Origin of the sequence: Amycolatopsis sp. NPDC101161 (assembly GCF_044768185.1) — a bacterium.
Classification (GTDB): domain Bacteria; phylum Actinomycetota; class Actinomycetes; order Mycobacteriales; family Pseudonocardiaceae; genus Amycolatopsis.
In genome coordinates, this window is the sequence record NZ_JBIWPI010000005.1 from 653706 (window position 1) to 676183 (window position 22478).

21 protein-coding genes and 1 pseudogene are annotated in these 22478 nt (G+C 72.3%); 16 read left to right on the top strand and 6 right to left on the bottom strand.

Going from position 1 to position 22478, the window contains the following annotated elements; all coding sequences use genetic code 11:
- Positions 1–16 precede the first annotated feature (16 nt).
- Positions 17–496 (top strand): GNAT family N-acetyltransferase, encoded by a 480-nt coding sequence (locus ACIRSS_RS36505; protein WP_400903369.1) that lies wholly within the window; start codon positions 17–19, stop codon positions 494–496.
- On the opposite strand, the gene ACIRSS_RS36510 is transcribed toward ACIRSS_RS36505, so the two are convergent.
- On the bottom strand, positions 483–1646 hold the full coding sequence (locus tag ACIRSS_RS36510; RefSeq protein ID WP_400903371.1) for a glycoside hydrolase family 27 protein: 1164 nt from the start codon (positions 1644–1646) through the stop codon (positions 483–485). The genes ACIRSS_RS36505 and ACIRSS_RS36510 overlap by 14 nt on opposite strands.
- Before the next feature lie 92 nt (positions 1647–1738).
- On the opposite strand from ACIRSS_RS36510, the gene ACIRSS_RS36515 reads away from it, so the two are divergent.
- Genes ACIRSS_RS36515 through ACIRSS_RS36525 form a run of 3 tightly spaced genes read left to right on the top strand, consistent with a single transcriptional unit; the run spans position 1739 to position 3805 of the window.
- Positions 1739–2269 carry a gamma carbonic anhydrase family protein gene (locus ACIRSS_RS36515; protein ID WP_400903373.1) on the top strand — a complete coding sequence of 177 codons (531 nt, stop codon included), beginning with the start codon at positions 1739–1741 and terminating at the stop codon, positions 2267–2269.
- 30 nt (positions 2270–2299) lie between these two features.
- Positions 2300–2977, top strand: a complete 678-nt coding sequence (locus ACIRSS_RS36520; protein WP_364529375.1) for a uracil-DNA glycosylase — start codon at positions 2300–2302, stop codon at positions 2975–2977.
- A gap of 57 nt (positions 2978–3034) precedes the next feature.
- Complete coding sequence (locus tag ACIRSS_RS36525) at positions 3035–3805, top strand: alpha/beta fold hydrolase (protein WP_400903374.1); 771 nt, start codon at positions 3035–3037, stop codon at positions 3803–3805.
- Positions 3806–3858: 53 nt separating this feature from the next.
- Here ACIRSS_RS36525 and rpmB read toward each other — a convergent pair whose 3' ends face one another.
- Complete coding sequence (gene rpmB / locus ACIRSS_RS36530; protein ID WP_003091970.1) at positions 3859–4050, bottom strand: 50S ribosomal protein L28; 192 nt, start codon at positions 4048–4050, stop codon at positions 3859–3861.
- A gap of 134 nt (positions 4051–4184) precedes the next feature.
- Here rpmB and ACIRSS_RS36535 point away from each other — a divergent pair, with 134 nt between their 5' ends.
- The 3 genes from ACIRSS_RS36535 to ACIRSS_RS36545 are packed head-to-tail and all read left to right on the top strand — an operon-like array spanning position 4185 to position 8380.
- A complete protein-coding gene (locus tag ACIRSS_RS36535) occupies positions 4185–5759 on the top strand; it encodes a DAK2 domain-containing protein (RefSeq protein WP_400903376.1) in 1575 nt (524 codons plus the stop codon).
- Between the two features lie 3 nt (positions 5760–5762).
- Entirely contained in the window at positions 5763–7916 is a 2154-nt protein-coding gene (gene recG / locus ACIRSS_RS36540; protein ID WP_400903378.1) for an ATP-dependent DNA helicase RecG, read from the top strand.
- Positions 7913–8380, top strand: a complete 468-nt coding sequence (locus tag ACIRSS_RS36545) for a GNAT family N-acetyltransferase (protein ID WP_400903380.1) — start codon at positions 7913–7915, stop codon at positions 8378–8380. The genes recG and ACIRSS_RS36545 overlap by 4 nt, the downstream gene beginning before the upstream one ends.
- Here ACIRSS_RS36545 and ACIRSS_RS36550 read toward each other — a convergent pair.
- Positions 8361–8975, bottom strand: coding sequence for a TetR/AcrR family transcriptional regulator (locus ACIRSS_RS36550; protein ID WP_400903382.1), 615 nt, complete (start codon positions 8973–8975; stop codon positions 8361–8363). The two genes, ACIRSS_RS36545 and ACIRSS_RS36550, sit on opposite strands and share 20 nt — an antisense overlap.
- A gap of 31 nt (positions 8976–9006) precedes the next feature.
- On the opposite strand from ACIRSS_RS36550, the gene ACIRSS_RS36555 reads away from it, so the two are divergent.
- The 7 genes from ACIRSS_RS36555 (at position 9007) to ACIRSS_RS36585 (ending at position 18781) form a co-directional block, all read left to right on the top strand.
- On the top strand, positions 9007–10125 hold the full coding sequence (locus ACIRSS_RS36555) for an erythromycin esterase family protein (protein ID WP_400903384.1): 1119 nt from the start codon (positions 9007–9009) through the stop codon (positions 10123–10125).
- A gap of 62 nt (positions 10126–10187) precedes the next feature.
- The gene (locus ACIRSS_RS36560; RefSeq protein WP_400903386.1) at positions 10188–12512 is read left to right on the top strand and encodes a caspase domain-containing protein; all 2325 of its coding nucleotides are present in this window, start codon (positions 10188–10190) and stop codon (positions 12510–12512) included.
- Between the two features lie 37 nt (positions 12513–12549).
- On the top strand, positions 12550–13458 hold the full coding sequence (locus ACIRSS_RS36565; RefSeq protein ID WP_400903388.1) for a S8 family peptidase: 909 nt from the start codon (positions 12550–12552) through the stop codon (positions 13456–13458).
- A 134-nt stretch (positions 13459–13592) separates the two neighbouring features.
- Positions 13593–16970 carry a pyruvate carboxylase gene (locus tag ACIRSS_RS36570; RefSeq protein ID WP_400903390.1) on the top strand — a complete coding sequence of 1126 codons (3378 nt, stop codon included), beginning with the start codon at positions 13593–13595 and terminating at the stop codon, positions 16968–16970.
- A complete protein-coding gene (locus ACIRSS_RS36575; protein WP_400903392.1) occupies positions 16967–17758 on the top strand; it encodes an arginase family protein in 792 nt (263 codons plus the stop codon). Before ACIRSS_RS36570 ends, ACIRSS_RS36575 begins: the two co-directional genes overlap by 4 nt.
- A 128-nt stretch (positions 17759–17886) precedes the next feature.
- On the top strand, positions 17887–18144 hold the full coding sequence (locus ACIRSS_RS36580) for a PadR family transcriptional regulator (RefSeq protein WP_400903393.1): 258 nt from the start codon (positions 17887–17889) through the stop codon (positions 18142–18144).
- A 379-nt stretch (positions 18145–18523) separates the two neighbouring features.
- Positions 18524–18781, top strand: a complete 258-nt coding sequence (locus ACIRSS_RS36585) for a hypothetical protein (protein ID WP_400903395.1) — start codon at positions 18524–18526, stop codon at positions 18779–18781.
- A gap of 3 nt (positions 18782–18784) precedes the next feature.
- Here the strand turns inward: ACIRSS_RS36585 and ACIRSS_RS36590 are convergent, their stop codons facing one another.
- Both ACIRSS_RS36590 and ACIRSS_RS36595 read right to left on the bottom strand, forming a co-directional pair.
- The gene (locus tag ACIRSS_RS36590) at positions 18785–19147 is read right to left on the bottom strand and encodes a GntR family transcriptional regulator (protein ID WP_400903397.1); all 363 of its coding nucleotides are present in this window, start codon (positions 19145–19147) and stop codon (positions 18785–18787) included.
- The gene (locus ACIRSS_RS36595) at positions 19144–19839 is read right to left on the bottom strand and encodes a hypothetical protein (protein ID WP_400903399.1); all 696 of its coding nucleotides are present in this window, start codon (positions 19837–19839) and stop codon (positions 19144–19146) included. The genes ACIRSS_RS36590 and ACIRSS_RS36595 overlap by 4 nt, the downstream gene beginning before the upstream one ends.
- A 293-nt stretch (positions 19840–20132) precedes the next feature.
- On the opposite strand from ACIRSS_RS36595, the gene ACIRSS_RS36600 reads away from it, so the two are divergent.
- Positions 20133–21410: a PucR family transcriptional regulator gene (locus ACIRSS_RS36600; protein ID WP_400903401.1), complete on the top strand. Its 1278-nt coding sequence runs from the start codon at positions 20133–20135 to the stop codon at positions 21408–21410.
- A 136-nt stretch (positions 21411–21546) separates the two neighbouring features.
- Positions 21547–21615, top strand: a pseudogene (locus ACIRSS_RS36605) (hypothetical protein); the annotation flags it as partial.
- 246 nt (positions 21616–21861) lie between these two features.
- On the opposite strand, the gene ACIRSS_RS36610 reads toward ACIRSS_RS36605, so the two are convergent.
- Entirely contained in the window at positions 21862–22473 is a 612-nt protein-coding gene (locus ACIRSS_RS36610) for a DUF6801 domain-containing protein (RefSeq protein WP_400903403.1), read from the bottom strand.
- Between the last annotated feature and the right edge of the window lie 5 nt (positions 22474–22478).

The following is a 22478-nucleotide window of genomic DNA, read 5'->3' on the forward strand; positions in this document are numbered from 1 at the left end:
TCTAGGCTCGGAAAGCGTGAGAATCGTTCCGGTCCCCTACGACCATCCCGACGCGGCCAAGCTGATGGCCGCGGTGCAGCAGGTGTACGTCGAGCGCTACGGCAGTGAGGACGCCACCCCGATGAGCCCGGCGGACTTCGACCCGCCGGAGGGCCTGTTCCTCGTCGGCTACCAGGGCGAGGAAGCGGTCGCCTGCGGTGCCTGGCGCGCCCACGACGGCCCGGCGCCGGACTTCCGGGACGGCGACGCCGAGTTCAAGCGGATGTACGTCGCCGATTCCGCCCGCGGGCGCGGGTTCGCGCGGATGATCCTGTCCGAACTGGAGCGGACAGCGGCGTTGTGCGGCCGCAAGCGCGCGGTCCTGGAAACCGGCACCAAGCAGCCCGAGGCCATCGCGCTCTACACGTCGTCGGGGTACGCCGAGATCCCGAACTTCGGCGTGTACAAGAACGAGCCCGAAAGCCGCTGCTTCGGCAAGGACCTCACCTCGGTGTGAGCTTCAGCAGGGCCGCCGCGTGCGGCCGCAGGGTCGAGGAAACGGAGCCGACGGCAGTGCCCGTTTCCCGGTGGGCCCACAGATCCCGGACGCGCCACGCGCCCGGGATTGACGCGGAGACGGTCGCGGTGGTGCTGCCGGTGTTGAGCAGCACCACCGCGAACCCGCCACCGGTAAGCGGTTTCCCCCACACCTGGTAGCCGGGGCCGGCGCCGAGCTGCCGGCCCTGGCCGCCCGCGAAGTCCTGGTCGACGGCGATCGCCTCGGGGTTGCCGAGGGTCGCCAGGTCGGTGTCGCTCAGCTTCGCCGGGTCGGTGCCGGCGAACAGCGGCGCGTTCAGCACGGCCCAGACGCTGAAGTGCGCGCGGGCCTCGTCCGCGGTCAGCGTGCCGTTGCCGACCTGCAGCATGTCCGGGTCGTTCCAGCCGCCCGGGCCGCCGCTGTGCACGGCGACGGCGGCCTGCTGGTCGATCGTCGCGAGCACCGAGTCCCAGGTCGGGACCAGGTCGTAGGTGGTGCGCCAGAGGTTCGCCACCGGCCGCGCCCAGGTCCACGGGCTCGAGACGCCGTACTCGGAGATCGCGTAGACGATCGGGCGGGGCAGCGCGGCCAGTTCGTCGCGCATCTTCTCGAAGGCGGCCTTGCGGTCGAGGCCGTCGACGGTGTCGGCGTTGCACCAGTCGTACTTGAGGTAGTCGACGCCCCAGCGGTCGAACGTCTCGGCGTCCTGGCGTTCGTGGCCGAGCGAGCCGATGCCGGACGCGGGGTAGGCGTCGTTGGCCATCGCGCAGGTCCGGCTGCCGGGCACGGCGTAGATGCCGAACAGCAGGCCGCGCGAGTGGACGTAGTCGGCGAGGTCGGCGATGCCGTGCGGGAAGCGCGTCGGATCGGCCTGCAACGAGCCGTCGGCGGCGCGCGCGGGGGCCTGCCAGCAGTCGTCGACGACGACGTACTTGTAACCCGCGTCACGCAAGCCGGTGTCGGCGAGCGCGTCGGCCGCCTTCTTGACGACGTCCTCGGTGAGGTCGTAGCAGCGGACCTGGTTCCAGCTGTTCCAGCCCATCGGCGGCGTCCCGGCCAGGCCGTTCGCGAGCGCGGGCGACGCGACCGGCAGGCTGAGCAGCCAGGTCAGCACGACGAGGAGGAGCACGAGGGCCGTGCTCCCGGTACTGGCGTTCCTGTCCGCGGCGATGGCGTGATCCAATCGCACGGGAAGTGAAACCGCAGTCACCCGGAGGCGGCATGCCGATCTACGCACTCGGTTCGCTCGAGCCGACGATCCACCCCGACGCCTACGTCCACCCGGACGCGACGGTGATCGGCGACGTCCGGATCGGCGCGTTCGCGTCGGTCTGGCCGCAGACGGTGCTGCGCGGCGACCACGGCTACATCGAGATCGGCGAGCGCTCGAACGTGCAGGACGGCTGCGTCCTGCACTGCACCGAGCGCCACCCGACGATCCTCGGGCCGTCGTCGGCGATCGGGCACGCGGTGCACGTCGAGGGCGCGGCGATCGGCACCGGCTGCCTGATCGCGTCCGGCTCGGTGGTGCTCAACGGCTCGGTCATCGAGGACGGCGGCATGGTCGGCGCGGGCGCGGTGCTCTCGTACGGCAGCCGCGTCAAGACCGGGGAGATCGCGCTGGGCGTGCCGGCGAAGGTGCGGGAGAACACGTCGTTCGGGCCGGAAAGCATCGCGATGGTGGTGGATTCCTACGTCGAACGCGGGAAGCGGTTCCGCACCGAGCTGAGGCGGCTCGACCCGCTCGGGTGACGTCGGCCACGCCCGGTAGGCTTGCGCGCCGTGACCGCACGACCGCTGCAGGACATCGTCGAGGCAGGCTGGGCCGAGGCCCTCGAACCGGTGGCGCCGCAGGTCGCCGCGATGGGGGAGTTCCTCCGCGCGGAGATCGCCGCGGGCCGGACCTACCTGCCGGCGGGGGAGCACGTCCTCCGCGCGTTCAAGCAGCCGTTCCACGACGTGCGCGTGCTGATCGTCGGGCAGGACCCGTACCCGACGCCCGGGCACGCGGTGGGCCTGAGCTTCTCGGTGGCGCCGGACGTCCGGCCGATCCCGAAGAGCCTGGTCAACATCTACAAGGAGTACGCCGACGACCTCGGCCACCCGCTGCCGTCCAACGGCGACCTGACGCCGTGGGCCGACCAGGGCGTGCTGCTGCTCAACAGGTCGCTGACCGTGCAGCCCGGGAAGTCGAACTCGCACCAGGGCAAGGGCTGGGAAGCGGTCACCGAGCAGGCGATCAAGGCGCTCGCGGCCCGCTCGGAGCCGATGGTGGCGATCCTGTGGGGCCGCAACGCGCGCAACCTGCGGCCGATGCTCGGCGAGGTCCCGTGCATCGAGTCGGCGCACCCGAGCCCGCTCTCGGCGCACAACGGCTTCTTCGGGTCACGGCCGTTCAGCCGGGCCAACCAGCTCCTGGAGCAGCAGGGCGCGGCGCCGGTCGACTGGAAACTCCCGTAGGTTCGGTGTCCGGATCCGCGTGACGGCTCCGACCAGGGGTAAACCTTTGGAGGAAGCATGAACGTCACTTCGGCCGACGGCACGGCCATCTTCTTCGAGCGGCGCGGGTCGGGCGCGCCGGTGATCCTGGTCGGCGGCGCGTTCAACGACCGGACGACGGTCGCGGGCCTGGCCGAGGTCCTCTCCGGGGACTTCACGACGATCGCCTACGACCGGCGGGGCCGCGGTGACTCCGGCGACTCGGCCGAGTACGCGATGGAGCGCGAGATCGAGGACATCGCGGCGCTGATCGCCGAGGCCGGCGGCTCGGCGTCGGTGTTCGGGCACTCGTCGGGCGCCATCCTGGCGCTGGAGGCGGCGGCCGCGGGGCTCCCGATCGACAAGCTGGTGGCGTACGAACCGCCGTACGCGACCGCGGAACACCCGCGTGGCGACGTCCTGGACGAGGTGCAGGCGCAGCTCGCGGCGGGCGACCGCGACGGCGCCGTGGCGACGTTCCTGCGGGTCGCGGGCACCCCGGCGGAGATGGTCGAGGGGATGAAGCAGGCGCCGGTGTGGGGCTGGTTCACGGCGCTGGCGCACACGCTCCCGTACGACCTGACGATCTGCGGCCCGGGCGCCCGGGTCCGCGAGGACCACTTGGCGAAGATTTCGATCCCGACGCTGGTGATCGGCGGCGGGGCGAGCCCGGAGGAGCTGCAGGCAGGTGCCCAGGCGGCGGCCGCGGCAGTGCCCGGGGCGCGGTACGAGACCCTGGCGGGGCAGGACCACGGGGTGCTGCAGGTCCCGGAAACGCTGAAGGACTTGCTGACCGGCTTCCTCAAGTAAAGAAAAGGGCGGGTGCTCCGAGGAGCACCCGCCCTTTTCGAACTCTTCTCGCCTCAGCCGCGAACGACCTTGCCCGCCTTGATGCACGAGGTGCACACGTTCAGGCGCTTGCGCTGGGACACACCCACCTTGGCGTGGACGGTCTGGATGTTCGGGTTCCACCGGCGGTTGGTACGGCGGTGGGAGTGCGAGACCGACTTGCCGAAGCCGGGTCCCTTGCCACAGACGTCGCACACGGCAGCCACGTCGAACTCCTTTGGATCTGGGTCATAGAAATGAGCCCAGATGCACTGGGCAACTCGACCATAGTAACTACTGCGATCGAGGCCCTCGGCACCGGGTCGATACGCTGCCGGAGGACCGGTCAGGAGGTTACGGGGTGCGGGTGCTGGACGCGGCGGCGGTGTCGGCCTGGGCGGCGGGTTGTGTGCACAGCCTGGCGAGCCTGCGGCCGGCCATCGACGAGATCAACGTCTACCCCGTCGCCGACTCCGACACCGGCTCCAACATGCTCTTCACGATGACCGGCGCGGCCGCGGAACTGGCCGGTGCCACCCCGGAAGACGCCGCCGGCGCGTTGAAGGTCCTCGCCCGCGGTGCCGTCGCCGCCGCCAAGGGCAACTCCGGCGTCATCCTGTCCCAGGTCGTGCGCGGGCTGGCCGACCGCGCCGAAGGCGAGCTGGACGGCGCGTGGCTGGCGAAAGCGCTGGGGCACGCCGACGAGGTCGCCACCGGCGCCGTGAGCCGCCCGGTCGCCGGGACCATCCTGACCGTCCTGCACGCCGTCGCGCTCGCCGTGCGCGGCGAGACGCGCAGCCTCGGCGAGGTCGCGCGGAAAGCCGCGGAAGAGGCCGCGCACGCCCTCGAGAAGACGCCCCTGCAGCTGCCCGCCCTGGCCAAGGCCGGGGTGGTCGACGCGGGTGCGCGCGGGCTCGTCGCCGTGCTCGATGCCCTGGTCGGCGTCCTCACCGGCGCCGAGATCGAGCGGGAACACGCCCTCGCAGTGCCGACCGCGCAGGAGCAGGCCTTCGCCTGGGAGGTCATGTACCTCCTCGACGGCGTCGACGAGCAGAGCCTGCCGACCCTGCGCAAGGAGCTGAGCGGCCTCGGCGACAGCGTCACGGTCGCCGGCGACGGCTCGGGCAGCCACGCCGTGCACGTCCACTGCGCCGACATCGGCGCCGCCATCGAAGCCGGGCTCGCGCTCGGCCGGCCGCGCAAGATCCGCGTCGAACCCCTGCTCACGCCGACGCCGATCGAACCCGGTGGCGGGATCGACCGCACGGTCGTCGCCGTGGTGCACGGCGGCGCGTTGGCCGAGCTGCTGCGCGCCGAAAGCATCCCGGTGCTGGCCGTGCCCGAGGGGGAGACGCCGAGCGTCGAAGACGTGATCAGCCTGCTGAACGAAGCCGCCGGCCGGCACGTGACGGTGCTGCCGGGCAGCGTCGGGCTCACCGCGGCGGTCGACACGGCGGCCGGGCACGCGATGGCCGCCGACCGGGACGTCGTGGTCATCCCGTGCGTCTCGCCGGTGCAGGTGCTGGCCGCGCTCGCCGTGCACGACGCCGGGCGCCGCACCAACGACGACGTCGTCGCGATGGCCGAAGCGGCCGCCGCGACCAGGCGTGGCGAACTGCGGATCGCGCAGGAGGAGTCGCTAACCTGGGTGGGCCGGGCCCAGTCCGGCGACGTCGTCGGCCTGGTCGACGACGAGGTGGTGCACATCGAGCCCGCGCCGGCGTCGGAGACGAACCTGGTCGCGGCCGCGATGAAGGTGCTCAACCGGATGCTGGCGCTCGGCGGGGAGCTGGTGACGGTGCTGAGCGGGGCCGACGCCCCGCCCGGGGTCGCCGAGGAGCTCGCGGAGCAACTGCGGGTGGAGCACCCCGAGGTGGAGCTGACCAGCTACGCCAGCGGCCAGGCGGAAGCCGTGCTGCTGATGGGAGTCGAATAGCCGATGGCCGGACTGCGCGACAAGCTGCCGCTGCTGCTGGGCGCCAAGACGGCGAAGGCGCTCGCCACGTCGCTGGGCATCGAGACGGTCAGCGACCTGCTCCGCCACTACCCCCGCCGCTACGCCGAACGCGGCGAGCTCACCGACATCGCCGGCCTCGAGCTGGGCGAGCACGCGACCGTGCTGGCGCGCGTCGAGAAGGTCAGCAAGCGGCGGATGAAGTCCCGCAACGGGACCATCCTCGACATGGTGATCACCGACGGGAAGCGCCGGCTCACCTGTGCCTTCTTCAACCAGGCCTGGCGCGAGAAGGACCTCGTCCCCGGCAAGACCGGCCTGTTCGCCGGCAAGGTGTCCGCCTTCCGCGACACCCTGCAGCTGACCAACCCCGAGTACGAGCTGTTCGAAGCCGACCGCGCCGACGAGGCCATGGACGACTTCCTCGCCGCGATCATCCCGGTCTACCCGGCGGCGCAGGGGATGCCGACGTGGTCGATCGCCAAGTGCGTCCGGCAGGTCCTCGACGTCCTGGAGGTCGACGAAGACCCGATGCCGGCCGAGCTGCGGCGGCTGCACAAGCTGTCCGACCTCGACACCGCGCTCCACGGCATCCACCGCCCGGCCAACTGGGCGCACCTGGAGGCGTCGAAGAAGCGGCTGAAGTGGGACGAGGCCATGGCCGTCCAGCTGATCTTCGCGCAGCGGCGGCACTCGGCCATCTCCCGGCCGGCGAAGGCGAACCCGCACGTCAGCGGCGGCATCCTGGACGCGTTCGACAAGCGGCTGCCCTTCGACCTCACCGCGGGGCAGCGGGGGATCGGCGACGAGATCGCCGCGGACCTCGCCTCCGAGCACCCGATGAACCGCCTGCTGCAGGGCGAGGTCGGCTCGGGCAAGACGATCGTCGCGCTGCGGGCGATGCTGCAGGTCGTCGACAACGGGCGGCAGGCCGCGATGCTCGCGCCGACCGAGGTCCTCGCCGCCCAGCACGCGCGGTCGCTGCGGGAGATGCTCGGCGACCTCGGCCAGGCGGGCGAGCTGGGTGCCGCGGAGAACGCCACGAAGGTGACGCTGCTGACCGGGTCGATGGGCGCGAAGGAACGGAAGAAGTCGCTGCTGGAGATCGTCAGCGGCGAGGCGGGCATCGTCGTCGGCACGCACGCGCTGATCCAGGACCACGTCGAGTTCGCCGACCTCGGCCTGGCCGTCGTCGACGAGCAGCACCGCTTCGGCGTCGAGCAGCGGGACGCGCTGCGCACCCGCGGGGCCGGCGACACCAGCCCGCACGTCCTCGTCATGACGGCGACGCCGATCCCGCGCACGGTCGCGATGACCGTGTACGGCGACTTGGAGGTCTCCGCGCTGCGCGAAATGCCGGTCGGGCGGTCGCCGATCTCCACCACGGTCGTGCCGGTCGCCGAGAAACCCGCGTGGTTCGAGCGGATCTGGCAGCGGGTGCGCGAAGAGGTCGGCAAGGGGCACCAGGGGTACGTCGTGTGCCCGCGGATCGGCGACGAGCCGCCGTCGGACAAGAGCGACAAGCGGCCGCCGCTCGCGGTCCTCGACGTCGCCCCCGAGCTTGAGCACGGCGCGTTGCAGGGCCTGAAGATCGGCGTGCTGCACGGGCGGATGCCGCCCGACGACAAGGACGCCGTGATGCGGGCGTTCTCCGCGGGCGACCTCGACGTCCTGGTGGCCACCACGGTGATCGAGGTCGGCGTCAACGTCCCGAACGCGACCGCGATGGTGATCATGGACGCCGACCGCTTCGGCGTCAGCCAGCTGCACCAGCTGCGCGGCCGCGTCGGCCGGGGCAGCGTGCCGGGGCTGTGCCTGCTGGTCACCGAGGCCCTCGACGGCACGGCGACGCGCGAACGGCTGGCGGCGGTCGAGTCGACGACCGACGGCTTCGAGCTGTCGCGCCTCGACCTGGAGCTGCGCCGCGAAGGCGACATCCTCGGCGCTGCGCAGTCCGGGAAGCGGTCCGGGCTGAAGCTGCTTTCGCTGCTGCGCGACGAGGACGTGATCGCCGCGTCGCGGGCGAGCGCGCAGGAGATCGTCGAGAAGGACCCGGACCTGGAGAAGTACCACGGCCTGGCGCAGATGGTCGCCGACGTCGTCGACGTCGAGCGCGCGGAGTACCTGGAGAAGACGTGATCCGTGAAGCGACGGTGGCCGACGCGCCCGCGATCGGCGAGGTCCACGTGCGGTCGTGGCAGGCGGCTTACGACGGGCTGATCCCGGCGGACTTCCTCGCCGGGCTGTCGGCCGAGCCGCGCGCGGCGTCGTGGGCCCGGCAGATCAGGGACGGCGGCCGGGTGCTGGTCGCGGAGGACGACGGCGTCATCGCGGGGTTCGCCGCCTTCGGGCCCGGGCAGCTCTTCGCGCTGTACCTGCTGCCGGAGCACTGGGGGCGGGGCCTCGGCCGGGCGCTGCACGACCGGGTCGTCGACGAGCTGCCCGGCGACAGCGCCATCCTGTGGGTGCTCTCGACGAACGAGCGGGCGAAGGCCTTCTACGCGCGGCAGGGCTGGGTCGACGACGGCGTCACCCAGACCGAGACGATCGACGACGGCCGCGTCACGCTGGAGGAACGGCGGTTCAGTCGCCGGCTGCGGTGAACACGCCGGCTTTCGCGGCCGCGGCGGCTGCTGCCGCGGCGATACCCGCGTCTTCCGGTGTGACGCCTTCGCGGGAGACGAACAGGCGGTAGAAGACCGGGCCGCACGCGACCCGCACGACCTCGACCGGATCGGTGCCCGCCGGGACTTCGCCGCGTTCGACGGCCCGGTCGACCACCACGGCCGAGCGGGCGTGGCGGTCCACGTAGAACTCACGCAGGGCGTCGGCGGCGCGGGCCGACAGGAACGCCGCCGAGATCGACGCCGTCGGCAGCTCGCGCTCGCCCGGCGAGGTGAAGTAGTGCACCAGCTCCAGGTTGATCCCGCGCAGGTCGCCCTCCAGCGAGCCGGTGTCCGGCGCCGTCCACTCCTGCTCGGTGCCCATCAGCAGGGCGGCGGCGACCAGGCCTTCGGCGGACTCCCAGCGGCGGTAGAGCGTCGTCTTGTGGACGCCGGAGCGCTCGGCGACCGCCTCGACGGTCAGCTCGGCGTACCCGCGTTCGCCGAGCAGCTCGAGGGTGGCGTTCAGGGCGGCGAGGCGGGTCCGCTCGGTGCGTCCGCCCGGCCGTCGCGTGCCGGAAATCTCGGTTGCCAACTGCTACTCCTGTTGCGTTAGTGTGCCCAGTATGCCAGCAACCGTCGCCGTGACCGAGATCGCCGACCTGATCGGCGACGCCGAGGTCGTCGCCATCGGGGAGAACAACCATCACATCCGCGAGTTCGGCGCGCTGCGCGACCGGTTGCTGCGGCACCTCGTCACCGAGCGCGGGTTCACCGTGCTCGGGTTCGAAGGCGGGTTTCCCGAAGGGCGCCTGGTCGACACATGGCTGCGGGGTGGACCGGGCGAGGTCGCCGACGTCGCGCGGGACGGCTTCACGTTCGGCTTGGGCGACTCGGCCGAGGTCCACTCGATGCTGACCTGGCTGCGGGGTCGTGGCGTCCGGTTCTGCGGGCTGGACGTGCCGGGTTCGGCCGGGTCGCCGGTGCCCGCGCTGCGAGCGGTCCGCGAAGTCCTGGCGCGGGTGGACCCGGCCAATGTGTCCCTTGTGGACACAGCGTTGGCGGCCTGCGAGCCGTACGCGTCGGTGAGCAGTGCGGTCGCGCCGGGCCGGTACCAGGGGATGAGCGTCGCGGCGCGGGACGCGGCCACCACGGCGCTGACCGTCCTCAAAGGACACGTCGAGTCGCTGGCGCCCGAAGCCGCGCACGACGCGGAGGGCGCGCTGCGCGTCGACCTGTACCTGCGGGAGCTGGCCGCGCTGATGGCCGGGCAGGCGCCGGAGCCGCAGAGCTCGTCGCGGGACACGTACATGGCGGCCACCGTCCGGTTGCTGCGACGGCGGTTCCCCGGCGAGAAGATCGTCCTGATGCTCCACAACGGACACCTCCAGCGCGTGCCGTTCTCGCCGATGCCGGGCATGACGGCGCCCTCCGCGGGCACGCACCTGGCCGCCGAGCTGGGGGACCGCTATTTCGCGCTCGCGTTGACCGCGGTTTCGGGGACGACGACCGGGCTCGTTCCCGACGAAGGTGCGCGGCTCGGGTTCCGGATGTTCGAGCAGGCGTTGGACGAGCCGGCGGAGGGCAGTGTCGAGGCGGTGCTGGCCGCCGAGGCGCCGTGCGTGGTCGCGCGTCCCGCGGCGTCGAGCATCCGGCACGCGCACATGACTGTGGCGCTCGACGTCCCTTCGGCGTTCGACGCGGTCGTCTGCCTGAACGGGCAGGAAACGATTTTCCGGGCCTGACCCGGTCAGGTGTGCCCGTTCGGCTGATTGCCGCAGTGGGTTCGTGGGCGTTTCCTACCGGTATGGCCGGGCGGAGGCGGGCGTTGATCGTCGCCAACGGCGAGTACGACAACGCGGGGTTGCAGCGGCTGGGCTCGCCCGCGGCGGACGCCGACGCCCTCGCCGGGGTGCTGGCCGACCGCGCGATCAGCGACTTCGACGTGCGGGTGGTCCGCAACGAGACCGCGCACGTGGTCCAGGCGGAGATCGAGGACCTCTGCGCGGAGGGCCGTCCCGACGACGTCCTGCTGCTGCACTTCTCCTGCCACGGCTTGAAGGACGACGCGGGCGGCCTGTACTTCGCCGCGCGCAACACGCGTCCGGACCGGTTGCGGTCGACGGCCGTGCCCGCCCAGTTCGTCCAGCAGTGCATCCGGCAGACCCGCTCGCGCAGCGTGGTGCTGCTGCTGGACTGCTGCTACGGCGGGGCGTTCGGGCAGGGCGTGGCGGTCCGGGCGTCGGGCGACGCGAACGTCCTGGACAGCTTCCGCGGCGGCCGCGGGCGCGCGGTGATCACGGCGTCGAACTCGATCGAGTACGCGTTCGAGGGCGCGACGCTGGCTTCGGACGAGCCGGCCCAGCCGTCGGTGTTCACGGCGGCGCTGGTGGAGGGGCTGCGCACGGGCGAGGCCGACCGCGACGAGGACGGCTGGATCGCGCTGGGCGAGCTGTACGAGTACTTGTTCGACCGCGTCCGCGAGCGCAACCCGAAGCAGACGCCGAGCCGCGACATCGAGATGCAGGGCGAGCTGTACCTGGCGAAGAGCCGGCGCCGGCGCATCAAGCCGTCCCCGGTCCCGCCGGACCTGGCGGGGGCCATCGCGGCGGAGAACCCGTTCACGAGGCTGGGGGCGGTGGCGGAGCTGCGCCGCCGGCTGACGAGCGACAACCTCCCGGTGGCGGTGGGGGCGTTCGAGGCGCTCCGGTCGATGGCGGGCACGGACATCGAGCACGTGGCGGCGGCCGCGGCGGACGCGTTGTCGTCGGCGGTGGTCCGGGTGGACGTGCCTTCGGTGCGGCTGTCGGCGCCGGCGGGGTCCCGGGCATCGGCGTCGCTGCGGGTTTCGGGGCCACCGGTGGCGCGGGAGGTGCGGTTCGACCCGTCGCACGCGTGGATCCAGGCGGTCGAGGTGCCGGGCGGGGCAGAGCTGACGGTGACGGCGGGGGAGTCGGGAGTGCGGCGCGGCAAGGTGGTGGTGACCGGGCCGACCGGGGACGTGGTGGTGGGGGTGGAGATCGAGGCCGAGCCGGTACCGGTGGTGGAGGTGGCTGCGGCTCCGGCTGAACCTGAACCTGCCCGGGAGACGGAACCCGAGCCGGTGGCGGCCGAGCCGGAGCCGCGCACGGTCGGACCCGCGGCCGCCGGCGCGGACCGCGCTGCCGGACCGGGAAGCCCGGCGGAATCCGCGGCCGGGGCGGAGGCCGAAGACCAGGCCGCGGCGGAGCCGGCGGCCGAGCCCGCCGCGCGGCCGGTGGTCGAGCCGGCCGCGGCCGCGGAGCCGGCTGCCGCGGCCAAACCCGCGCCGGTCCCGGCACCCGCGTCCGCTGCGCAATCCGGTGCCATCGATCCCGTCGGGGGGTTCGCCGGGATTCTCGCCATCGCCGGCACCGTCTTCGCCGTCGCCGGGCTTCCGCTCGACTACCGCTACGGCAGCTACACCCTCGCCCAATACCGCCCCGGCATGGAGTACTCCGTCGGCGTCGTCGCCGCGTGCGCGCTCCTCGCCGGTGTCCTCTGCCTCGCTCCGCGGACCCGCTCGCGGACCGGTCCCGCCCTTCTCCTCGGGGCCGGCCTCGCCGCTCTCTTCGGGCTCATGCGCTTCATCGGCGAAGCGCTCACCCTGTCCACCGGCTCGGCGACCGAACTCAACGCCGGGTTCACCTTCGCCCTGCTCGCGCACCTCGCCTGGACCGTCGCCGGGATCTGTGCCCTCGTCGCCCTGCGCCGGAACGGCGTCCTGCGCGCCGGGCCGATCGGCGGGTGGGCCTCCTGGGCGGCCCTCGCGCTGGGGGTCCTGGTCGCCGCCGGCTGGGTGTTCCAGCTCGGCGAACTGGCCGCCTACGACTCCGACGGCGCCGGTCGCAACGGCGCCTACTTCCTGCTCGGGGCCCTGGTGGCCGTCGTCGTGCCCGTGGTCGCCGTGGTGCTGCGGCCCGTCGGGGGCGCCGTGCTCGCCACGGGGCTCGCCGGGCCGGTCGCCGTGCTGCCGCCGACCTTCGCCGCGCTGGCCGACTACTCGTCCCTCACCTACGCCGGGCAAGTCGTCGCCGTGGTGGCGCTCGTGCTGCTGGCCGCCGACGCCGCCGTGCTGGCCCGGCGGAATCAGCCGATCGAGCGACAGCCCTGAGTTGTCGCCCCGGCACTCCCGGGGTACGACGACGATCATGAAGACAGCGACAGTGGCAGCCGCCGTGGCGGTCGTGCTCGCCGGGCAGACCCCCGCCCTCGCCGACGGCGGGGTGCAGGCCGATCCGCCCAGTTGGGGCCTCGACCGGATCGACCAGCGCACCGGGCTCGACCACGCCTACCACTTCGCCACCGCGGCCGAAGGCGTCTCCATCTACGTCATCGACAGCGGCGTCGACGCGAACCACCCCGACTTCCAGGGCCGCGTCGCCCCCGGGCGCGACTTCCTCAACGGCGGCTCCGACACGTCCGACACCAACGGCCACGGCACCCGCCTCGCCGGGCTCGCCGCGGGCAAGGACTACGGCGTCGCGAAGGGCGCGCAGATCGTGCCCGTGCGCGTGCTCGACAAGGACGGCGGCGGCGCCACCGACCAGATCATCGCCGGCATCGACTGGGTCGCGCAGAACGCCCGGCAGCCCGCGGTCGCCGTCCTCGGCATCGGCGGGGTCCCGAACGACCGGCTCGACGCCGCGGTCAAGCGGCTCGCCGCCGTGGTCCCGATCGCCGTCCCGGCGGGCAGCGAGACGGCGGACGCGAGCGGTTTCTCCCCGGGCCGGGTCGCCGAGGCGCTGACCGTCGGGGCCACCGACGCCCAGGACCACCCGGACAAGGCGTCGAACTTCGGCCAGGACGTCGACCTGTACGCGCCGGGCGTCGACGTCCCCGGCCCGATCGCGGGCGGCACCGGCGCGGGGCCCGAGTCGGGCACGTCGATGGCGGCGGCGTTCGCGGCCGGTGTGGCGGCGCTCTACCTCGCCCAGCACCCGGAATCGACCCCGGCCCAGGTGGACCAAGCGCTTGTTCAGGCCGCGACGACGGACGCGCTGAACGGTGTCCCGGACGGCACGGCCAACCGGCTGCTTTACGCACCGGCGGGATCCTGACAAGCTGCCCAGACGCCCACCCGGCCAACCCCCCAGCGGCGCATGATGTCCATCACCCGGGACTGAACTCCCGCAGAGCGGGAAGAACCGGGTAACGTGCGTTGACTTACCGATCCAAATGGGAAGGACCGGGCATGTTCCGCAAGGTGCTGGTGGCCAACCGCGGGGAGATCGCGATCCGAGCGTTCCGCGCCGGCTACGAACTGGGCGCGGGGACCGTCGCCGTGTTTCCGCACGAAGACCGCAACTCCCTGCACCGGCTGAAGGCCGACGAGGCGTACGAGATCGGCGAACCCGGTCACCCCGTGCGCGCGTACCTCTCGGTCGACGAGATCGTCGCCGCCGCGAAGAAGGCGGGGGCCGACGCCGTCTACCCCGGGTACGGCTTCCTGTCGGAGAACCCCGACCTCGCGCGCGCGTGCGAAGAAGCGGGCATCACCTTCGTCGGCCCGAGCGCCGACATCCTCGAACTCACCGGCAACAAGGCCCGCGCGGTCAAGGCCGCGCGCGAGGCCGGCGTGCCGGTGCTCGGGTCGTCCGAGCCCTCCAGCGACGTCGACGCGCTGGTCGCCGCGGCCGAGGAGCTGGGCTTCCCGGTCTTCGTGAAGGCCGTCGCCGGCGGTGGTGGACGCGGTATGCGCCGCGTCGAGGACCCCGCCCAGCTGCGCGAGTCCATCGAGGCCGCCGCGCGCGAGGCCGAGTCCGCCTTCGGCGACCCGACCGTCTTCCTGGAGAAGGCCGTCGTCGAGCCGCGGCACATCGAGGTGCAGATCCTCGCCGACGGCGCGGGCAACATCATCCACCTCTACGAACGCGACTGCTCGGTGCAGCGGCGCCACCAGAAGGTCGTCGAGCTGGCCCCGGCGCCGAACCTCGACCCCGAGCTGCGCGACCGGATCTGCGCCGACGCGGTCAAGTTCGCGAAGAAGATCGGCTACCGCAACGCCGGCACCGTCGAGTTCCTGCTCGACAAGCAGGGCAACCACGTCTTCATCGAGATGAACCCGCGCATCCAGGTCGAGCACACGGTCACCGAAGAGGTCACCGACGTCGACCTCGTGCAGTCGCAGCTGCGGATCGCCTCCGGCGAGACCCTCGACGACCTCGGCCTGTCCCAGGACAAGATCTACCTGCGCGGCGCCGCGCTGCAGTGCCGCATCACCACCGAGGACCCGGCCAACGGCTTCCGCCCGGACACCGGGATGATCTCCGCCTACCGCTCGCCGGGCGGCTCCGGCATCCGGCTCGACGGCGGCACTGCCTTCTCCGGCACCGAGATCAGCGCCCACTTCGACTCGCTGCTGGTCAAGCTCACCTGCCGCGGGCGGGACTTCAAGACCGCCGTCGGCCGCGCGCGCCGCGCCGTCGCCGAGTTCCGGATCCGCGGGGTCGCGACGAACATCCCGTTCCTGCAGGCCGTCCTCGACGACCCGGACTTCCGCGCCGGCCGCGTCACGACGTCGTTCATCGAGGAGCGCCCGCAGCTGCTCACCGCGCGGCAGTCCGCCGACCGCGGCACGCGGCTGCTGACCTACCTCGCCGACCAGACGGTCAACAAGCCGAACGGCGAACGCCCGAAGACGCCGGACGCCACCCTCAAGCTGCCGAAGCTCCCGAAGGACGCCCAGCCGGCGCCGGGGTCGAAGCAGAAGCTCGTCGAGCTCGGCCCGGCCGGGTTCGCGCGCTGGCTGCGGGAGTCGCCGCACATCGGCGTCACCGACACGACGTTCCGCGACGCGCACCAGTCGCTGCTCGCCACCCGCGTCCGCACGAAGGACCTCCTGGCGGTGGCGCCGGTCGTCGCGAACACGCTGCCCGAACTGCTTTCGCTGGAGTGCTGGGGCGGCGCGACCTACGACGTCGCACTGCGGTTCCTCGCCGAGGACCCGTGGGAGCGCCTCGCCGCGCTGCGCGAAGCCGTGCCGAACATCTGCCTCCAGATGCTGCTGCGCGGGCGCAACACCGTCGGGTACACGCCGTACCCGACCGAGGTGACCAACGCCTTCGTCGAGGAGGCCACGAAGACCGGCATCGACATCTTCCGGATCTTCGACGCGCTCAACGACGTCGAGCAGATGCGCCCGGCGATCGAAGCCGTGCGCGAGACCGGGTCCGCGGTCGCCGAGGTGGCGCTCTGCTACACCTCGGACCTGTCCGACCCGGGCGAGAAGCTCTACACGCTCGACTACTACCTCAAGCTGGCCGAGCAGATCGTCGGCGCCGGGGCGCACGTCCTGGCGATCAAGGACATGGCCGGGCTGCTGCGCGCGCCCGCGGCGACCAAGCTGGTCACCGCGCTGCGCAAGGAGTTCGACCTGCCGGTGCACATCCACACCCACGACACCGCGGGCGGCCAGCTGGCCACCTACCTCGCGGCGATCAACGCGGGCGCGGACGCCGTCGACGGCGCGGTCTCGTCGATGGCGGGCACGACGTCGCAGCCGTCGCTGTCGTCGATCGTGGCGGCCACCGACCACTCCGCGCGCACCACCGGGCTGGACCTGCGGGCGATCGGGGACCTGGAGCCGTACTGGGAGAGCGTGCGCAAGATCTACGCGCCGTTCGAGGCCGGGCTGGCCTCGCCCACCGGACGCGTCTACGACCACGAGATCCCCGGCGGGCAGCTGTCGAACCTGCGCACGCAGGCCATCGCGCTCGGCCTCGGCGACCGGTTCGAGGACATCGAGGCGATGTACGCAGCCGCCGACAAGATCCTCGGCCACCTGGTGAAGGTGACGCCGTCGTCGAAGGTCGTCGGCGACCTCGCGCTGCACCTGGTCGGCGCGGGCGTCTCCCCGGCCGACTTCGAGGCCGAGCCGAACAAGTTCGACATCCCGGACTCGGTGATCGGCTTCCTGCGCGGCGAGCTGGGCGACCCGCCCGGCGGCTGGCCGGAGCCGTTCCGCACCAAGGCCCTCGAAGGCCGCGCGGCGGCGAAGCCGGTCGCCGAACTGTCCGAAGAGGACCGGACGGCGCTTTCGGAGCACCCGCGCCGGACGCTCAACCGCCTGCTGTTCCCGGCGCCCACCAAGGAGTTCGAGGCGCACCGCGAGGCCTACGGGGACACGTCCGTGCTGCCCAGCAAGGACTTCTTCTACGGGCTGCGGCCGGGGGAGGAGTACGCGGTCGACCTCGAGCCGGGGGTGCGGCTGCTCATCGAGCTGGAGGCGATCGGCGAGGCCGACGAGCGCGGCGTCCGCACGGTGATGTCGACGCTCAACGGCCAGCTGCGGCCGATCCAGATCCGCGACCGCTCGATCGCCTCGGACGTCCCGGCGACCGAGAAGGCGGAGAAGGGCAACCCGAAGCAGGTCGCGGCGCCGTTCGCCGGCGTCGTCACGCTGCAGGTCGCCGAGGGCGACACGGTCGAGGCCGGCGCGACGGTCGCGACGATCGAGGCCATGAAGATGGAGGCGTCGATCACCGCGTCCGCGGGCGGCAAGGTGGGCCGGCTGGCGATCACGAACGTCCAGCAGGTCGAGGGCGGCGATCTCCTCCTCGTCCTGGAATGACGCTGATCAACGCGGTCCCGCAGCGCCAAGGCGCCGTGGGACCGCGGGCGGCGGAGCTGCCGGACGGGTGCCTCGCGCTCGCGGAGCTGGCCGGGCACGTGCTCGGCCGGCCGGTGCACCACGTCCGGCAGACGCGTGAGGTGTCCGAAGTGGACGCCGGGATCGCGTCACGGGCCGTGCTGACCGGGCCGAACCGCGCGGCGCAGCTGGCGGCCTTGGAGGCCCCGGGCGGCCCGGTCCTGACGGTCGGCGGCGACTGCGGGGTCGAGCTGGTCCCGATCGGCGTGGCCCGGTTCCGCCACGGGCCGGGCCTGGGCGTCGCGTGGTTCGACGCGCACGCGGACCTGAACACGGCCGAGTCGTCGCCGTCGGGAGCGTTCCACGGGATGGTGCTGCGGTCGCTGTTCGGCGAGGGCGACCCGGAGTTCGCGGCCGACCCGGCGTTGTGCCCGGGCAGCGTGGCCCTGCTCGGGACGCGGGTGTTCGACCCGGAGGAACGGGCGGCGGTCGACCGCGGCCTGGCCGGCACGGCACCGGATGCCTTGACGGGCGTGGAAAAGCTGTACGTGCACGTGGATCTCGACGTGCTGGACCCGGGGGAGTTCCCCGGGCTGAACTACCCCGAGCCGGAGGGCTGGACGATCGCCCGGCTGGTGTCCGAACTGGACGCCCTGGCGCGGTTCGAGGTCGTCGGCGCGGGGATCACGGAGTGCGTGGGAACTTCGCGCGAGGTCGAGGTCCTGGAACCCGTCCTGGCCGCGCTCGGCCGCCTGCTCCGTTCGGCGTAGAGACTTGGCCGCTTGGCAGCCTTGTTCTCTACATAGCCCCTATATAGAGTTCTGGCATGCCCCCGCCGAGGATGACGATTCCGACTCAGCTGGTCTTGATGGCGCTCCGTGCGGACCCCATGCGACGCATGTACGGCTTGGAGCTCTGCGCTGAGACCGGTTTGCCGAGCGGAACCATTTACCCGATCTTGGCCCGTCTGGAGAAAGCGGGCTGGTTGGCGTACGAGCTGGAGGACATCGACCCGAGCGAGTCCGGGCGTCCGCGTCGCCGCTACTACCGGCTCGAGCCGAATTGCCTCAGTGAAGTGGACGCAGCACTGCATCGTGCTCACGCCTCCGTGCTGGCGCTCGGACGGTTGAGGCCTGGCCTCCAGGGCGGTGCGTGATGGGATTTGAGAGTCCGTCACTCGCTCCGCCCGGGTCGGAGCTCGGGCAGAGCCAAAAGTGTCCGCGGTGCGGTGCTGGCCTTCGAGTACAGGCCGGCGGCATGATGTTCTGCCCACACTGTCGGAAGGCTTACGACGTGCAGGATGAACTGCCGCGAACGTGCGCGATGTCGTGTCGTCTGATGGAGCGGGCGGTGGCATTGCTGCCCCGCGAACAGCGGGGACTCGCCGATGAGCTCCGGGCGAATCTTGCGGTGACGGCCCACGAGGGGGGCGGCTGGTGGGCTCAGGTACGCCTGGCGCTGAGTAATCTGCGCGGCGCCTGGCGACTGCGTCGCGACTCGAAGAAACCCTGGTCCTTGCCGTGGTGGAGGTATTGATGACGGCACGTCCGGAGCCAGTCGGCGACTCGCCGCATCCCCACGGTGTCGTCGGTTACACGCTCGACGACGACGACCGCACTCGCAACGCGATCCGGCTGGTCCGGTGGGCGGTACTGGGCTTGGCCATCGTGGCCGCCGCGGTAGTCGCCGTGGCCCTGGTTTCGCCGGTTGCGGCGGCCGGCTTGCTGGTCGGCGGCTCGACGGCCACCGGTGCTGCGTCAGCGTGGCGTCACCGCCGGAAAGGCAAGCGCTGAAAATCATCCTTCGTGGGCCGCGCGGACCGCGTTGAGGGCCGTCTCCAGGTCGGCGCCCAGCTCGCGGGCCTGAGCCAAGTAGGCGGTGGCCGCGGCGAGGAGCAACTCCGCGGGGGCGGGACGGCCGGGCGGGAGCGTCACGACCGTGCCGCGGGCGCGGGCCGTCGTCACCCAGCCCGCCGCCTCCAGCTCGCGGTACGCGCGCGCCACCGTGCCGGACGCCAGCCCGAGGTCCCTCGCCAGCTGGCGGATCGGCGGCAGGCGCGTCCCCTCGGCCAGTGCCCCCGTCGTCACCGCGCGGACCACCTGGTCGTGCACCTGCCGCCAGGGTGCCAGCCCGTTTTCGGTGTCGACGACGATCTTCACGCCGCTGCCGGAAGCCGTTTCAGCGGGGCCGTCACGGCCAGGAACGCGGCCAGGCCCACGATCACCATCAGGAACGACACCAGGTTGCCGCCGGGCCAGCCGATCGCCGTCACCGCGCCGATGCCCAGGCCGATCGCCACCCGCGCGCTGCGGCAGCGCAGCGCCAGGTCGGCCCGCGCCGCGCCGGCCGCCGGGCGGCGGACCGCCAGCGCCGTGATCGCCGCGCAGAGCACCACCGTGCCCGCCGCGAACGCGAGGAGTTTCCATTGCGCTGTCACGACGAGGTGCGCGACCGACCCGGCGGCCGCCAGGACACCGAGCACGAGCACCCAGGCCGGCACGATCGCCGACAGCGTGCGCGGGGCCAGGTCGGCCTCGCGGCGCGGCGCGCGGGACGGCCGCTGCGCCAGCACTTCGGCGATCAGGCCGCCCAGCAGGAGGGTGGCGACGACCGAGCCCACCCCGCCGTCGTCGAGCAGCGTCGGGATCGCCAGGAAGAGCCACGGGTACCAGAGCCGGCGCCGCTTCAGGTAGCGGACGGCCAGCGCGACCTCGGCTTCGTCCGGATCAGGGACGCCCCACCGCACCAGCAAGCGCTTTCCGTGCTTCTCGCCCGGCCAGAGCACGATCAGGATCGCCAGGCCGATCAGCCCGGCGAAGAGCGCGACCCCGAGCACGTTGTCCCACGGCATGCGGACCTCCTCGCTTGTATCAACCACACGATACAAGAGTGCCGGGTAACCGCAGCGCGGGGCGCTCGTTGGGTGTTCGACCGTTCGTACGCAGGTGACCGTGCAGTCGGCGGGGCACTTGTCAGCGTTGCGCAGCCGGGTCCGGTGAACTTGTCACGAAGCTGACAAGAAATCGGTTTCCCTTCATCCGGGTGACACATTCGGCGCTAGCTTTCCGATGTGTCCGTTGTCACCCCGCTTCAGGTGCGGGGACCGGTCACCCGGGGTCGGCGGGGCGGAGCGAAGGAGCTGCGATGTCGGTGGAGCGCGGATTCGAACACGCTGCGCCACCGGCCGCACTACCCCGCAAGCTCGCCGACATCCTGCGTCCGGAGCTGGCCAGCCTCGCGGCCGAGATCGTCGACGAGATCCGCGCGACCATCCCCGCCTACGCGCGGCCGCTCGACGGCCCGTACGGCAAGTCGATCCGCGCCGGCGTCGAATACGCGATCACGTTGTTCGTCGCGCAGATCGCCGACCCGACGGTGTCGAAGGAGCAGTCCCACGAGGTCCACCACCGGCTGGGGCAGAACGAAATGCGGGAAGGCCGCAGCCTCGACACGCTGCAGTCGGCGTACCGCGTCGGCGCGCGCGTGTCGTGGCGGCGGATCATGCGCGTGGGGCGGCGCAGCGGGCTCTCGTCGGCGGTGATGTCCCAGCTGGCCGACGCCATGCTGGCGTTCATGGACGAACTCGCCTCCGTCGCGCTCGACGGCTACCTGGAGGCGAAGGCGCGCACGGCGGGAGCGCTCGACACGTGGCGCCGCAAGCTGCTGCACCTGATCCTGGAGACGCCGCCGGCGTCCCCGAAGGCGATCGCCGAGCTGGCCCAGCTGATCGGCTGGCCGGTGCCGACGGACGCGACCCCGGTGGCGGTCTGCCCGGCCGACGGCGTGGCCCCGGCCCGCCGCCACGCGGGCCTCGACGCCGACATCCTCGCCGAGCTGGACACGCCGGACCCGAAGCTGGTGGTCCCGGGCGAGCTCGGCGGCGCCCGCCTGGCGACGCTGCAGGTGGCCCTGCCGGACTGCCGGCTCTCGATCGGCCCGTGCGTCCCGCTGGCGTCGGTGGCGGATTCCCTGCGCTGGGCGCGCAACGCGCTGCACCTGGCCGAGCGCGGCGTCCTGGCCCCGCGCCCGGTGCTGCGCGCGGAGGAGCACCTGGCGACGCTGCTGGTCAACTCCGACACGGGCCTGGTCGGCACGCTGCGGCACCGGCTGTTCGCGCCGCTGGCGGACATGACGGGCAAGCAGCAGGAGCGGCTGTTGGAGACGCTGCGGGCGTGGCTGGACAGCCAGGGCAACGTGGTGGAGATCGCGGAGCGCCTGGGGGTCCACCCCCAGACGGTCCGCTACCGCATGCGACAGCTGCAGGCGACGTTCGGCGACAGCCTCCGCGACCCGGCGGCGCGGTTCGAGATGGAGCTGGCGTTGCGCGCGGGTGCGGCACCGTTGCCGTTGCGGTACCCGGTGAGCGAGCTGCTGCCGTCGCCGCGCGCCGGCGGCTCGCGTCCACAGTGGACGGGCCGCTAGCTCTGAAGCTGACAGAGGTTGTCGACGGTCTGGGCTCCTGATCAAGGGAGGCTCATGACAGAAGAACCTGGTCAGGCGTGCGAACCGGCGCCTGGCCGTCCTGCGTCACGCTGAAGAGATCAGCGACAACCTCGCGGTGACCTGCCGGTGGAAACACCGGTGCGAAGACGAAGGCCTCGACGGGCTGAAAGACCGCTCGAGCGCCCCGCTGCACTGCCCGACGATCACTCCTCCCGAGGTGGTCGAGAAGATCATCCACCTGCGGCAGCACCACTACCGCCTGCTCGACAGTGTCGTCCTCGGGGACATCGGGGTGTTCAACGAGAAGCTGAAGGACTGGGAGGACTACTACAACCACTACCGACCGCACGGCAGCGTGGCCAGCCAGACCCCGTATGAGAGGCTGCTACAGACGACTCAGTCAACGATCAGCAGCAGCACAGCTAGCCCGTCAGGTCACCGGGATCGCCGGGCTGAACGCCGTGTTCTGCGCGGGGTTCGTCACCTTGAGGGTGCACCGCATGGTCCACGGTGTCCATTCGCCGTTCGCCTTCTTGTGGTACTCCAGCGGGAACGCCGCCGTCGTGGCCAGCGACACCGTCGCCGAGCCCGGCGCGCCCGCCGTCAGCGACGGCACCACCGAACTCGCGGACTGCGCGAACGGGACTTCGATGGCCCCGCCGGCGGGGTAGATCGTCTCCGGCACGGTCAGCCCGGTCGCCGACGGCCCGGACAGCGTCGCGCCGGCCGCCGTCAGGCCGAGGTTCGCGCTGCCGCGGAAGCCGTCGTAGCCGTACGCGGTCATGATGGCGTGCGGGCCGACGTCGAACCGCAGCACGCCACCCACGCCGGCCGGGGTGACCGTCGTGCCCGACGGGACGGAGTCCGGTGCGTCGAACCGCGCTTCGACGGTCGCCGGCTGGGGCGAGAGACCGGGGAACAGCTCGCAGAAGTACACCAACGCACCCGTCCGGTGGGTCAGGGTGGCGGCGTCCGCCTCGGCGGCCGTGGGCACCGCCAGCGCGGCGGCGCACGAAACGGTGGCCAGGATGCGCAGGAACATGTCGA

What these genes read in the sequence shown, in the direction of transcription:
- ACIRSS_RS36515 (WP_400903373.1), top strand. Translation starts at nt 1,739, where the DNA reads ATGCCGATCTACGCACTCGGTTCGCTCGAGCCGACGATCCACCCCGAC.
- ACIRSS_RS36525 (WP_400903374.1), top strand. Translation starts at nt 3,035, where the DNA reads ATGAACGTCACTTCGGCCGACGGCACGGCCATCTTCTTCGAGCGGCGC.
- recG (WP_400903378.1), top strand. Translation starts at nt 5,763, where the DNA reads ATGGCCGGACTGCGCGACAAGCTGCCGCTGCTGCTGGGCGCCAAGACG.
- ACIRSS_RS36555 (WP_400903384.1), top strand. Translation starts at nt 9,007, where the DNA reads ATGCCAGCAACCGTCGCCGTGACCGAGATCGCCGACCTGATCGGCGAC.
- ACIRSS_RS36560 (WP_400903386.1), top strand. Translation starts at nt 10,188, where the DNA reads ATGGCCGGGCGGAGGCGGGCGTTGATCGTCGCCAACGGCGAGTACGAC.
- ACIRSS_RS36565 (WP_400903388.1), top strand. Translation starts at nt 12,550, where the DNA reads ATGAAGACAGCGACAGTGGCAGCCGCCGTGGCGGTCGTGCTCGCCGGG.
- ACIRSS_RS36570 (WP_400903390.1), top strand. Translation starts at nt 13,593, where the DNA reads ATGTTCCGCAAGGTGCTGGTGGCCAACCGCGGGGAGATCGCGATCCGA.
- ACIRSS_RS36575 (WP_400903392.1), top strand. Translation starts at nt 16,967, where the DNA reads ATGACGCTGATCAACGCGGTCCCGCAGCGCCAAGGCGCCGTGGGACCG.
- ACIRSS_RS36580 (WP_400903393.1), top strand. Translation starts at nt 17,887, where the DNA reads ATGTACGGCTTGGAGCTCTGCGCTGAGACCGGTTTGCCGAGCGGAACC.
- ACIRSS_RS36585 (WP_400903395.1), top strand. Translation starts at nt 18,524, where the DNA reads ATGACGGCACGTCCGGAGCCAGTCGGCGACTCGCCGCATCCCCACGGT.
- ACIRSS_RS36595 (WP_400903399.1), bottom strand. Translation starts at nt 19,839, where the DNA reads ATGCCGTGGGACAACGTGCTCGGGGTCGCGCTCTTCGCCGGGCTGATC.
- ACIRSS_RS36600 (WP_400903401.1), top strand. Translation starts at nt 20,133, where the DNA reads ATGTCGGTGGAGCGCGGATTCGAACACGCTGCGCCACCGGCCGCACTA.
- ACIRSS_RS36610 (WP_400903403.1), bottom strand. Translation starts at nt 22,473, where the DNA reads ATGTTCCTGCGCATCCTGGCCACCGTTTCGTGCGCCGCCGCGCTGGCG.